This is a genomic window from Croceicoccus naphthovorans (assembly GCF_001028705.1).
Classification (GTDB): Bacteria; Pseudomonadota; Alphaproteobacteria; order Sphingomonadales; family Sphingomonadaceae; genus Croceicoccus; species Croceicoccus naphthovorans.
Genome location: NZ_CP011770.1, coordinates 986,855 through 1,000,926 on the forward strand (window position 1 = coordinate 986,855; position 14,072 = coordinate 1,000,926).

The window sequence follows — 14,072 nt, forward strand, 5'->3', positions numbered from 1 at the left end:
ACGGATCATTGCAATGCACAATCGCCTTTATCGATCCGACCGTTCGCCAGAGCGGATCGCGTGCGGGACCGATCAAGCCGCTTTCAGCGCGGTCCAGCTATCCGGCATACGGATCGCAAACGTCATCGCCGGGCTAAAGGCGTTTACGAAGAACGTGCGACCGTCCGGCGAGAAGCAAGCCCCGGCCAGTTCGGTCTGCAGGCGCAGGCGACCGATGGGATAGGCGGTGCCGTCGGGTGCGATGCCGCGCAAGTGGTTATCGACGACGTCGGTGTATTGGTCCTCGCAAACGACAAGGTGCCCGTTCGGTGCAACGGTCAGGTTGTCGCCATAGTTGAACTGCGTCTCGCTGGCGGATTCGAAGAACAGATCCAGCTGGTCCGCCGCTCCGTTCAGGCCGGGGGTCAGGCGGAAGATCTGGCCAAGGCCCGCCGCGCCGCCCGAGGTAGCGCAGAAATAGACCTCGCCATCGCCCATGTGGATGCCTTCGCCGCGCGCGAAGATTGCCGCGCCCTTGCGTGCAGCCTGAAAGCGCAGGTCGTCTTCCGGGCTTTCGGGATTGTCGAGGTCGATCCATTTCAGGCTGCACACCCCATTGGGCATGCCGTCGCTTTCGGGCCAGTTGCGCGTGTCGCAGGGGCCGGTGGCAAGCGCTGCGGCCTGCAACCTGCCGCCACGTCCCAGCTTGCCACGTACGGTCGGGACGAAGCGATAGAGCACGCTCTCGTCGCGATCTTCGGTCATGTAGACGATGCCGGTGCGCGGATCGACCGCCGCGGCTTCGTGCCGGAAACGTCCCATCGCCTTCAGCGGAACGGGATCGACCATGCCGGCCGCCTCTGCCGGGACTTCGAAGACCCAGCCGTGATCCTTGCCAGCATCCTCTCCGGGCCGGGTCACGTCTTCCTCGCAGGTCAGCCAGCTGCCCCAGGGCGTCGTGCCTCCCGCGCAGTTGCGAATCGTGCCGGCCAGCGAGCGGTGCTGACGGCGGACTTCCAGCGTATCGGGATCGAGGACAAGCGTCGTCGTCCCGCCGGGGACCGCTTCGCCGCCGGGCGTATGGTCATAGGCGCTGAGCAGCGGACCGCCGGGCAGGTCACCAACCTTCAGCTCGTGATTGCGGACCAGCGCCAGCGACCGGTCGGCCAGCGCGAAGCAGCCCATGCCGTCGGCCTTGTCGGGCACGATCAGCCCGTCGTTCATCGTGTCGCCAAGCCGCGAGACGATCCGATAGGACATGCCCAGTGGCAGATCGAGAATCCCTGCCGGATCCGGCACCAACGCGCCAAGCGGAGAGGGCGCCGTGCCCGCCATGGCCAGCGACCGTGCGGTGCATCCACTGGCCAGAAGCGCGGCAAAGGCACCGGCGGTCGAGCCGAGGAAACGGCGGCGCGAGGTGGCTGTCATGTCTATCGGTCCAGTTCCAGCGCCGCGATGATCTCGTCCCAGCGCACCATCTTGAAATTCTGCGCGCCTCCGGCGTTCACGCCGTCCTGCGCGAGGAAAATGCCATTGGGGAAATCGGGGCCGAAGTTGCCTGACTTAGCTTCGATCCCGTCGGTTTCGTCGGTCGCGCCATAGTCACCGGCGACTATGCGAAAGCGTCCGGCATATTCGATTCCGGGCAGGCGATAGACCGCGTAGGCGCTGTCGCCCTGGCTCGACGCGATCAGCCATCCACCGGTCTCACCTTGCGGCACAAGGGCAAGGCCCTCGACGTCGGCGATCAGCTCCGCGTTATCGATGGGTGCGACGATCTCGCCCGTCGCCGTTCCGGCGGGGAACCGCCATATGCCCGCGTTCTCTTCGCCGATGTACAACGTACCGTCGCGCGGATCGACGACGCAGCCTTCGGGCTGGCTCGGCACCGCCATCTTGCGTAGGGGCGTGGATGAGGGCGTGCCGAGGTCGAGCGCGAACTCGGCAATCGTGCCGTCCTTCAACACCGAATAGGCGAGCAGCGCCTCGTCGGTCTGGTGCAGACAGAACCCATAGCCTTCGCCCGAGCCGCCCGGCACGGTACCAATCGCCGTCAGCTTGCCTGCGGCGGACAGGCGGTAGAGCCGGATCGCGGCGTTGATCGGATCGCCCCGGTCGCTCGCCGCAACAATCGCGCCGTTCTCACCCAGATCGACCATGTCGACATTGTTCAGCAGCCCGTCCGGCGCGAAGTCCAGCACCGCGCCATCCATGCCATAGACGTAGAGCCCGGCCTTCTTGTCCGTCCCGACGATCAGGCTTTTCGCCGGATCGACCGGGTTGCGCCAGATCGCCGGATCGTCGGCGGCGTCGGCATTGGCGGTGCCGACAGGCGCAGTCTCTCCCCGCGCCACGACTTTCGCCGTCGGCAGGGGCGAAACGACCGGCGCGGTGGCACAGCCGCCCGCGCCGAAACACAAGACGGCCGTACCGAACATCAGGAAGGACAGGCGCATCAGAACACCACCCGCGCGCCGAACTTCACGGTGTAGTCGTATTCCTCGTACTGCAGCAGATTCCGCTGCCCGTTGTAGTTGTTGTATGCAAAGTACTTGGCGTTGTTGATGTTGACCCACTCGCCATAAAGCTGGACCATGTCGGTCAGCTGGAACTTGGCGCTGAAATCCAGCTGGAAGTGATCGTCGACATAGCGGTCTTCCTCCGCCTCGCCGCTGATTTCATCCAGGTATTTGTCGCGGTACGTACCCGACAGGCGCAGCGAGAGCGGTCCCTTTTCGTATCCCAGCACCGCGTTCAAGGTGTGTTTCGATGTTGAGGGCAGGGTAATCTTGCGCAGGTCGTCGATGTCGCCATCGTTCGGCACCATGCCGGTAGCGTCGGTGTAGGTATAATTCGCCTGCACCAGCAGTCCGTCGAGCGGCGCGGGCAGCATCGACAGCGACTGCGAAACGCTCAGCTCCGCACCGAAAATTTCGGCACTTGGTCCGTTGATCGGGATTTCGGCTTCGGTGAAATCGACGCCGAGGAAAGAACCGTCCTCGACCGCCGTGTCGACGATGTAGTTCTTGATGTCCTTGTAGAACACGGCCGCACTGATGGCGCCGGTGCGCGACATGTAGTATTCGAACGACGCGTCGAGGTTCCATGCCTCGTACGGATCGAGATCGGGGTTGCCGAACACGGCTTCGTTATCTTCGTCGATCTCGAAACGCGGAGCCAGCTTCGACAGCTTGGGCCGCACGATGCTGCGATACCCGGCAAGGCGGACCAGCATGTCGGGCTGAAGCTCGTACCGCAGGTTCAGGCTTGGCAGCCAGTGGCCGTAGTCCTTCTGGTAGGCGACCGGCGCGATGACGACCATGTCGTCCTCTGCCGTGCCGCCGCCGGGCAGGTCCTGACCTTCTTCAAAAAGGTTGACCTGATTGCCCAGAAGGTCGGTCTTGGTATCTTCGTACCGCACCCCGCCGATGGCGCGCAGCGGCCCGCTTTCCCAAGTGGCCATGACGTATCCGGCCATCACGTCTTCATCGGCGCGATAATCCTCGATCGCGGAGTCGAATACGCTGTCGATTTCCTGATATTCGAACGAGTCGAAGTTCTCGGTGAAGAACAGGCGCGAACCGTTGAAATCCGCCACTGGCGAGATGCGGATGATGTCATAGGTCTGAAAGCCCAAGACGTCGTCCAGCGTGTAGTCGCCATCACCGTCCCATTCGTAGAACTCGACGGTCTTGTCGTATGTCTTCTTGCGCCAACGACCCTTGGCACCGGCCTGAAGCGTCAGGCTGGCATTGCCGAGGAACATTTCCTTGCCGAAGTCGAGCTTCGCAGCCCACTCCTCGTCCTGCGAATCCGATAGGGCGACGTATTCGATATCCTTCAGCTCATAAGCCGACGGCTCATAGAAATTGAAGTCGTTGCCCGAGGTTGCGTAGAGCGGCACGCGCGGATCGGCGTAATCGACATCGACGATCAGGCCTTCGCCTTCGAACTCATGCTCGAACTGCGTGGGGTCCAGCGATCCGTTTTCCTTTTCGGTCGATTTGGCATAGCTGGCGGAATATTCGGCGAAGAAGCCGCTATCCAGTTCGGTCTCACCACCAAAGGTGACGGACCGGATGCGCTGGCGTTCGAAGCGGTCCTTGATGTCGCGCTCTACGGTCAGCTTTCCTTCGTCTTCATCACCATCGTAGGTGTCGGCAAAAGTGACGGTGCTGCCGCTTCCCGCAATGTCGACGGCGTCGCTGAAATCGAAGGTGGTGCGGCGACGATATTCCTGATCGTCGAACTGGCTCCACAGACCCTTTACATAAAGCTTGGTCGTATCGCCGACGCGCAGGTCGAGGCCGAGTGTCGCGCTGATGCGTTCGCGTTCGACGTCATAGTCGCGGTACTGCAGTTCCTCGGCATAGTTGACGCCGTCGATGTCTTCCCAGTCGTCCGCCTCGATATTGTCGGTTTCGAACTTGCGCTGATAATACGAAACGCCGCCCGACACGCCGATGTTGTCCGACAGGCGCGAGGCGAAATCGACGCTGCCCTTGGGGGTCAGCTCGTTGGCCTTTTTGTTGTAGCTGCCCTCGATCTTGGCGGTCAGCAGGTCCTTTTTACGGTCGAAGGCGCTGGTCGTTTCAATCTCGACGCTGGCGCCGATGGTGTCGGCATCCATGTCGGGGGTGAGCGACTTTTTCACCTCGATGGATTCGATGATGTCGCTGCTGATCACGTCAAGCGCGACCGAGCGGACGTCACTTTCCGGCGCAGGCAGGCGCACGCCGTTCAGCGAGGTGGCGTTCAGTTCTGGGTCGAGCCCGCGAACCGAAACGAAGCGGCCTTCGCCCTGATCGTTCAGGACGTTGATGCCCGGCAGGCGGCGCAGCGATTCCGCGACGTTCTGGTCAGGGAACTGGCCGATGGAGTCGCGGCTGAGCACGTCGCTGATCGTGTCGGAAGCGCGCTTGCGCGACAGCGAGCTGGACAGATTGGCGCGCTGGCCAAGCACGAGGATGTCGCCGTTCAGACCAGAAAGCACGAAGTCGGCATCGACCGGACCGCTGGCGGGGACGGTTACAGAAGCTTGCCTAGTGGCCGCGCCGATATAGCTGGCGCGAAGCGTATAGGTGCCAGCGGGAACGTCGACGAAGCGATAATCGCCATCGCTGCCCGTATTTGCGGTGCGATCCAGTTCGACGATCCGCACCTGCACCGCGCGAAGCCCGGCGGTGCCGCTTTCGTCGATAACGGTGCCTTCGATTTCCCCTGCCAGCGCGGGCATTGCCTGACCCAACGCGATGACCCCCATTGCAGCCCCGAGGAGCCAGCGTGACGAACCCATATTTGAACCTCCGATTGTGTTTCGAAGGCGGCGGGTAGGGATCGATTCTTACGCGTTCACGACGGAATGAAGACGCTTCGATGGCGGTTGGGCGACTTTCGTCATTTGATTGCAACGTGCTGGCCATGACGGCTTCGCCGATCGGCAACCACAGTGCCTTGTTCCGGCCAGGCACAAAATTTTTTTTACCGAAATGGAGCGATCAGGATGCAAGGATTTCTGCGGGACTGGACTGTTAACCCGTCTTATTCACGGGGTTGGCTACGAAGGGTTGGCGGGAGTGGCATAAGCCTCTGATCTGAATTAGGAACTGGGTGTCTACACCGGCCCTGCTGCAGGGCAGAAAATGCCACAGGCCACACCCGCCATGAACGACGATATCGCAAGCCCCTTCCGATTCCCAGCGGTCGACCGCAAGAAAGTCACAGCCGCGTTCGACGGTGGTCGGCTCACTTCGGACGGCGGCGTTCTGTTGCTGTCGCAGGCCGAGCGCGCGATGGGTATCTGCCAGCGGCTTGCGACTTGCATTGCCGATCCGCGCGATCCTGCGCGGGTGATCCATCGCCTCGACGACATCCTGCGTGCCCGCGTGTTCGCGATCGCCTGCGGCTATGAGGATGCCGACGATCTCGATGCCCTGCGCGACGATCCGGGCTTCCGCCTGGCCCTGGGCAAGCTGCCGGGATCGGGCGCGGGGCTGGCCAGCCAACCGACGATGAGCCGGTGGGAGAATGCACCGATCACGCGCGAGTTGGCGAAGATGCTGGCCGCGATGATCGACATCTACTGCGCCAGCTATCCGGCCCCGCCGGCGGCGGTGACGCTGGATATCGATGATACCTGCGATGTCGTCCATGGCTATCAGCAGTTGTCGTTCTGGAATGGTCATCATGGCGAGCGTTGCTTCCTGCCGATCCATGTCTACGACACCGCCACTGGCCGGCCGGTGGCGATGCTGCTGCGCACCGGCAAGACACCGTCTGGTGTTGAAGCTGCCGGTCACATCCGGCGCCTCGTGCGCCACATCCGCCGGCAATGGCCCGAAACGCACATCACCATCCGCGGCGACGGGCACTATGGGCGGCCCGAGGTCATGGCCGTCTGCGAGGGTTGCGGCGTCGACTACGTGTTCGGCCTGCCGACCAACGCCGTGCTACGCGCCGATCCCGAAATCGTCGTTGCCGCCGATGCCTGTGCGGTCAAACGCGCTCAGCGCCAGTACCCGGTCCTGCGCACCTATGCCGAGACCCGCTACGGGGCCAAAAGCTGGAAGTGCCAGCGCCGCGTCGTCGCCCGGATCGAGGCCAGTACGATGGGCATGGACATCCGCTATGTCGTCACTTCGCTGACCGAAGGCTCGGCCGAGCACATCTATGATACGCTCTACTGCGCGCGCGGTCAGGCCGAAAACCTGATCAAGCTGCACAAGACCCAGCTGGCCAGCGATCGCACCTCGTGCCGCTCTCCCAACGCCAATCAGATGCGCCTCATCCTGCACACCGCCGCATACTGGCTCCTGTGGCGCATTCAGCAGGAAATCCCCAAGGCAGCCTCGCTCGCGACCGCCGAGTTCGCAACGTTGCGCCTCAGGCTGCTCAAGGTCGCTGCCCGCGTCATTGAGAGCGCCACTCGCATCCGTGTCGCCTTCGCGTCAGCCTGTCCCGATGCCTCCGTTTTGAAAGCCATCGCCACCAATCTCAGGCCTGCACCTACTTAGGCGGTGCGGCTGTGCCGCCGAACTCCGAGCTCCATTCCATCAACCTCGAAAAGCCCATTGATCCTGACGCGGTGAAAAATGCCGTCGAAGACGCTCGCCCGGACTACGCCGCCAACGTCAGATCAAGGCCCATCCACTTCGCTGCTGCGGCCTCATGAATAAACCGGGTTAAAAAGTCCAGAAGCTACCCTCAGAGGCCACCGTATGAGACTTTGGCGGGCTTTATTTTGGAACAAAATCAATAGAGAAGGTTTGTAGGCGGATAAGCCAGTGGGGGGAGCATATCGTGCTCCAGGCCTTATCTGTGCCACAAGTTGGGGAATTGGGTTGCGCATACTGCATAACTTGCAGGCTACTAGAAATCGAAAGGCGGCAACTGCGTCGTCTGTCGAAAGTGTGCCCGGTAGTGTGTCTGCCAGACATTCCACACATCAACTTTATCAATGGCTGCAACGCATTTCTTCACGAAATACGAAGCCTTTGTCTGTGCCATGCGAAGTTGAGCAGGATCGTGATGATACCGATCACACCGATCTTGTTGAGCAGCGCTACAAGACGGGAGTTATGCTTTAGGAATTTGGAGAAGCGCGACCAAAATATTCGCGCACAAAGGTATTGGATGCCACCGTCTTTGTGAGGTCCGGGGGATTTAGCAAAGATCTGAATCAGATAGTCCGCTTTTGCGGAGTGTTTTCGTGCGCCGTCGCCCGGCGCGTTCAAGTTTTGAATAGAGGGAAGCAACATGTCAGTCACCAAGCAGAATGTTCGCACGCGTGAGTTCGGCGTCGTCCGTGGCGGCCGCGTAACCAAGCTCAACGGCCGCGACGCGACCTATTGCCCGATCACCGGCCGCCTGTTCGCGGGCGGTTCTTCCTTGGCCATCGCCGCGGCGGTGGCTTTTGCGATTCCGGGCGTGATGGGCGGCGCATCGTCCGCGCACGCACAGGCGGTTTGCGGCAGCCCATCGGGCATTCCCGGTGAACTCATCTGTAATGGCACGTCGATGGACGCGCAGGTGATTGACGATGCCGGTTCGGTCGACATCGATCTGGATGCAACGACATCGGTCGACACGACCGAAAGCGGCGGTGACGCTTTCACCATCACTTCGGGTGGCGATATTTCGTTTACGCAGGCGGCCGATGGCCTTGCCATCATCGGCGCCGATAGCGGTATCGACGCGACAGCCCTCGACGGCGCGGTCGATATTACCACCACCGGCGCTGTCACGGGTATTGCAGGTGACGGTATCGCCGCATTTGGCGGTAACGGGGACGTGACCGTCGTTTCGGGCGACGTATCCGGCGGCGATGACGGTATTAATGCCTCCAGCTCATACGGAACGACTTCGGTAACTTCGACCGGCATGGTCATGGGTGAAGCTGGCGATGGCATCGATGCGAGCACGAACTTCGGCGGCGACCTGATTGTGAACGCGGTCGACGTTTCCGGTGGCATCAATGGCATCGACGCGTCCGCATACCAGTCGGGCAATATCGCAATTACCACCACCGGCGACGTTACCGGCACCAACGGCGCGGGCATTGACGTAGATGCCACGTACAGCGGCGCGACCACCATCGAGGTCAATAACGTCACCGGCGAGACCGGGATCGACGTAAACAACTTTGACTCTGGTGCTGTTTCGATCACCTCGACCGGCACGGTAACGGGCACGGACGGGGACGGGATCAGCGTCTACGGCGATTACTCTGCAACCGGCGGCGTGACGGTCGACGTTGCCGATGTCAACGCGACCGAAACCGGCATTGATGTCGGCGGGTATGGCGCGGGCGACATCGCGATCAGTTCGAGTGGCACAATCACTGCCGGGGGAGCAGGCGTTCGCGCGAGTGGCAATGAGAATACAGGCACGATTACGATCGACCTTGTCGATGTCGATGCCGGGGGAACCGGTATCATTGGTGCGCAGGAAGGAACCGGTGACGTAGCGATCACGTCCACGGGCACGATTGTCGCCGGCACCGACGGTATCGTTTTCGATATGGACAGTGGTTCGACGGGCGATCTGACGGTTGATGTCGCGTCGGTAGAGGCAGGATCCAACGGGATCGTTGTCGACAACTACGGCTCAGGCGACATGACCGTCATGGCCAGCGGCGCGATCAGCGCAGCCGATGGCGTCGGCGTCGAAGCCAACAATCGAACCGCAACCGCAGGCGACATTAACATCGATGTTGCCAGCGTTACGGCAAGCGGTGAAGGCATCTTGGTCGACAACGACGGCGTCGGCGCGACGAACATCGCAGCCTCTGGCGCGATCGACGCAGGCGCCGATGGCGTGAATGCGCGCGACAACGTCAATGCTGGCGCGATGACGGTGAACGTGGCTTCCATAGACGCGGGCGCAAACGGGGTCGATGTGATCCACGACGGTTCGGGCGACCTGACCGTTACGGCCAGCGGCGATATCGTGGCCGGGGAGTCCGGTGTGCTGGCTCAGCAGAATTCCGATGGAAATCTGACGGTCGATGTGGCCGGTGTGGATGCAGGTGCAACCGGCATCTCCGCGATCAACACGGGCGTGGGCGCCATTGACGTCGATGCAAGCGGTCCGATCACGGCCGGGCTCGACGGCGTGTATGCCGTCGGTTCGGCGATGGGAACGGATATCGATGTCGCTGTGACCGATGTCGATGCCGGCCAAAGGGGTGTTTATGTCGCCAACAGCGGCACCGGGTCGAGCAACGTCACAGCGACCGGCACGGTTGCCGCGGACGGCGAGGTAGGCATTCTCGTCCAGAATGCCGTCACTGCTACGGATATTTCGATTGAGGCTGCCGATGTTACCGGCGGCATCGGGATTGCCGCTGTCAATTTCGGAACCGGCACTACTTCCGTCGTTTCGACGGGCTCGGTTACGGGCTTCGACGGCGGCGGCATCGCGGTGCAGGCGGTCAACGGCACCGACGTGAACGTTGACGCTGTCGATGTTACCGGCACGATCTATGGCATCGGCGTAATCAACAACGGATCGGGCAGCACCTCTGTCACGTCGACTGGCCTTGTGACCGCGACCGGCGAAGACGGTATTGGCGGCACCGGCGTAAACGTCATGAACGGCGTCGGGGCTACCGACATTGACGTCGATCTTGCCGATGTGGACGCAAACGGCCTTGGCATGATGGTGACCAACAACGGCACCGGCTCCACCATGGTGAGCAGCAGCGGGACGATCACCGCTGCCACTTCGGGCGGTGTCTGGGTCGAAAATGGCGCGATGGCCACCGATGTGACGGTCGACGTGAACAATGTCGATGCCGACCAGACCGCAGTGGCGGTCACCAATTACGGGACGGGCGACGTATCGGTCTCGGCCACCGGGATGGTCGAGAGCGAAAGCGGCTATGGCGTCAACGTCTATAACGATACGACAGGCGGCAGCCTGACGATCGATGTGGCCGATGTTTCTTCGGATAACGACGCCATTCGCGCTCGCAACCTCGGTTCGGGCGATGTCGACATTACCAGCACGGGTACGCTCGTTTCGACCGACGGGCGTGGCATCGATGCGGAAAATTCGCTTAACGGTGGCAACCTGACCATCGCGGCGAATGTCGTGACGGGTGAAGATGGCGGCATCTTCGCTACGAACAACGGTGACGGTGCCTTGACCATCTCCGCCTCCGGCGATGTGACCGGCGTTTCAGGCACCGGTATCGAAGCCTTCAACTCGGGCGCAGGCACCGATCTTATCATCGATGTCGCCAACGTGTCTGGCAACGACAATGGCATCGGTGCGGAAAACTACGGGTCGGGTGAGCTTTCGATCACCGCTGGCGACGTGACCGGCACTTATGGCGACGGTATCGGGGCCTTCAACTCCGGCGCAGGCACCAGCCTGACGATCGATGCCGGCAACGTCAGTGGCTATAACGAGGGTATCGAAGCCGATAACGATGGCGAAGGCGCACTGACCATCACGGCGGGCGATGTCACTTCGGAGACCAGCTATGGCATTCTCGCCTATAACGACGGAACTGACACAACGATCAGCGTCAACTCGATCAATTCGTATGAAGACGGCATCTTCGCGACCTCAGCCAACGGCACCCTGTCGGTAACGGCTACGGGCGATATCACGTCGGAGAATGGCTGGGGTCTAGACGTTCGCAATTACGGCACCGACCTTATCGTCGATGTCGCAGGCGTGAGCAGCTATGACGAAGGTATCGATGCCTATAATAATGGCACCGGAGAGCTTTCGATCACCGCCAGCGGGGACATCGTCTCTTCGAACGACTATGGCATCGTCGCCGTGAACAGCGGCACCGATCTGACTATCGATGTGCAGGGTGTCAGCTCGGTCAACACCGGCATCTACGCCGATAACAACGGCAGCGGCGCGGTTTCGGTTACGACGGCCGGTGCGGTCGTTTCGTCCGAAAGCGATGGCATCGTGATCGCCAACGACGGGACCAACGTAACGCTGGCCAGTGTCGATGTGTCGGGCGCCGAAGCGGGTATCATCGTCAACAACCAGGGTGATGGTTTCACCGACATCTCGGTCGACGGCGATGTCACGGCGGCAGACGGCGCGGGTATCATGGCCACCAATGCGGGCAGCGAGTACCTATCCGTCGCGGTGACCGGCACGGTTGATGCTTCGACCGTCGGTATCGACGCCACGAACGCGGGCACCGACCTGATCATCGATGTGAACAACGTCAGCGGCGAAATTCACGGCATCTTTGCCGACAACAATGGCACCGGCGAACTGTCGATCGCCGCTTCGGGCGATGTGTCGGGTGAAACCGGGGTTGGCATCTTTGCCGAGAACGGCGGTACGGATCTGACGATCGATGCCAATGACGTTAGCGGCGGTGAGTTTGGGATCAGTGCCACTAACTACGGTACCGGTGCGCTTTCGATAACGACGAGCGGAACGGTCAGCGGCGGTGACTCTGGTATCTACGCCGCCAACGAAGGCACCGATCTGACGATCGACGTTGTCGATGTCTATGGCGGAGATTCCGGATATGGCTATGGCCTGCCCAACGCGGGCATCCTTGCCATGCAGGACGGCAGCGGCGCATTGTCGATTTCGTCGACCGGAACCGTCGCTGGCGAAGAACTCGGCATCGGGGCGATCAACGTTTCGGGCACCGACACGACGATCGATGTCAACGATGTGCAAGGCGGCGAAGTCGGAATCTTTGCCTATCACCTGGGCGATGGCGATCTAACGATCACGTCGGGCGGTACAATCACCGCCGACACCGGCCTTGTTGCTCTTGTCAGCAGCGACAGCACCGGTACGGACATCACCGTCAACAACGTCGATGCCGTGGATGCTGGCGTGGTCGTGCAGACGGAAAGCTACTATGACACCAACGTCACTACGACTGGCGATGTCTATGCCTCGGATGGTCCGGCCGTCGCGGTGAGCAGCTATAGTAACGATCCCCTGATCACGATCACCAACACCGGAACGCTGTCCAGCGGTATCGATCTCGCGATCGACACCGAAGGCGCGGCGACCGATGTGGTGAACAGCGGCACGATCATGGGTGCGGTCGATCTGACGGTCTATGACGACAGCGTCACCAACTCCGGCACGTTCGATGCTTCTGCGACGAGCATGTTCGGCGACGGCGACGATGTCTTCACCAACACCGCATCGGGCATGGTCAACCTGACCGCCGATCAGGACTTCGGTCTTGGCGACGATCTGCTGACCAACAACGGCACGATCATGGTCGATGGCGACATTACCCTGCTGGGTCTTGAAACCGCGACCAACGGCGGGCTGATCACCATGATCGACGGCGCCGCCGACGATATGCTGACGGTTCCGGGCGACTATGTCGGTACCGGCGGCACGCTGGCGGTCGATGTCGACTTCGATGCAGGGGTTGCGGACATGCTGACCGTTGGCGGCAGCGCCACCGGCGACACGTTCGTCGATGTCAGCCCGGTCGGGACGGAGTTCGGCTTTGCCGACAACATCCTGATCGTCGATGCCGGTGACGGGTCGAGCGCGGATGCCTTCGTCATTGCCGATGGGCTGGATAACGGCTTCCTTTCGTACGACGTGCTGTTCGATGCCGACAACAACGACTACCTGCTTGCCACCGGACCGGGCCTCAGCGCGTTCCAGACCGCCCGCATCGCGGCGGGTGCCAGCGAGCTTTGGTACCGTTCGGCCGATGCCGTCGCTGCTCATCTGGCAGCGGACCGGAATAGCCTCGACAGCGGCTTCTGGCTCAACGGCTATGGCATCAAGAGCAGCGTGGACGATGGCGCGGTGTACAGCGGCGACTTCGACGTGGCTTACGACCTCAGCTACGATCAGGACTTCTTCGGCGCGCAGGCCGGTGTGGACTTCGGCTCTGCCGGAACGCGCTTCGGTGTTACCGGCGGTATCCTGAGCTCGAAGGTCAACTTCGACGGTTCGCCGACGAACGTGGACTTCACCGCATACAACATCGGTGCCTATGCGGCCTTCAACATGGGCGGCCTGTTCGCCAACGTGTTGGCCAAGTACGACTTCATCGATGGTGACGTCAGCGCGCCGCTGGCCGGTTACGAAACCGATCTCGACGGCAATGCCTGGGGTGTTCGCGGCGAAGTCGGCTTCCGGGGTGGTTCGGATTCGTTCTTCTTCGAACCGGTTGCCAGCCTTGAATACCAGCAGACCGATCTTGACGGTTACTCGGTCAACAGCGTCGATGTGGACTTCGACAAGTTCGACGGTCTGCGCGGCATGGCCGGGCTGCGTGCAGGCACGACCTCGACCATCGGCAACGGCAACTTGCTGACGATCTTTGGTGGAGCGCATGCCGTGCATGAATTCGACGGCGGTAACGACGTCTTGCTCACGCTGAATGGCACGACGTTCGAAACCGGTGTGGATGCACGCGATACCTTTGCCCGGGCCGAACTGGGTGTCGAAATCGACGGCACGAGCGGCGTATCGGGCTTCATGTCCGGCACCGCCGACTTCGGTGGCAGCGACTACAAGGCCTATGGTGTGCGTGGCGGGATCAGCTTCAAGTTCTGATCCCTCAGCGAGCCATCGCAAAAGAAAAGGGCGGCCCTTGCGGGTCGCCCTTTTCG

Annotated in this window: 6 protein-coding genes; 2 read left to right on the forward strand and 4 right to left on the reverse strand. The window is 61.5% G+C overall.

Annotation, left to right across the window (positions count from 1 at the left end; translation table 11 throughout):
* Positions 1-72: 72 nt before the first annotated feature.
* The 3 genes from AB433_RS05040 to AB433_RS05050 are packed head-to-tail and all read right to left on the reverse strand — an operon-like array spanning position 73 to position 5,275.
* Positions 73-1,407, reverse strand: coding sequence for an alkaline phosphatase PhoX (locus tag AB433_RS05040; protein ID WP_047820178.1), 1,335 nt, complete (start codon positions 1,405-1,407; stop codon positions 73-75).
* Positions 1,408-1,409: 2 nt separating this feature from the next.
* A complete protein-coding gene (locus tag AB433_RS05045) occupies positions 1,410-2,435 on the reverse strand; it encodes a phytase (RefSeq protein WP_047820179.1) in 1,026 nt (341 codons plus the stop codon).
* Positions 2,435-5,275, reverse strand: a complete 2,841-nt coding sequence (locus tag AB433_RS05050; protein ID WP_047820180.1) for a TonB-dependent receptor — start codon at positions 5,273-5,275, stop codon at positions 2,435-2,437. The genes AB433_RS05045 and AB433_RS05050 overlap by 1 nt, the downstream gene beginning before the upstream one ends.
* A gap of 367 nt (positions 5,276-5,642) precedes the next feature.
* Here AB433_RS05050 and AB433_RS05055 point away from each other — a divergent pair, with 367 nt between their 5' ends.
* Positions 5,643-6,992: an IS1380 family transposase gene (locus AB433_RS05055; protein ID WP_169749280.1), complete on the forward strand. Its 1,350-nt coding sequence runs from the start codon at positions 5,643-5,645 to the stop codon at positions 6,990-6,992.
* A 462-nt stretch (positions 6,993-7,454) separates the two neighbouring features.
* Here AB433_RS05055 and AB433_RS05060 read toward each other — a convergent pair whose 3' ends face one another.
* On the reverse strand, positions 7,455-7,712 hold the full coding sequence (locus AB433_RS05060; protein WP_156170680.1) for a hypothetical protein: 258 nt from the start codon (positions 7,710-7,712) through the stop codon (positions 7,455-7,457).
* 22 nt (positions 7,713-7,734) lie between these two features.
* On the opposite strand from AB433_RS05060, the gene AB433_RS05065 reads away from it, so the two are divergent.
* Positions 7,735-14,016, forward strand: a complete 6,282-nt coding sequence (locus AB433_RS05065) for a hypothetical protein (protein WP_047820182.1) — start codon at positions 7,735-7,737, stop codon at positions 14,014-14,016.
* Positions 14,017-14,072: the final 56 nt, after the last annotated feature.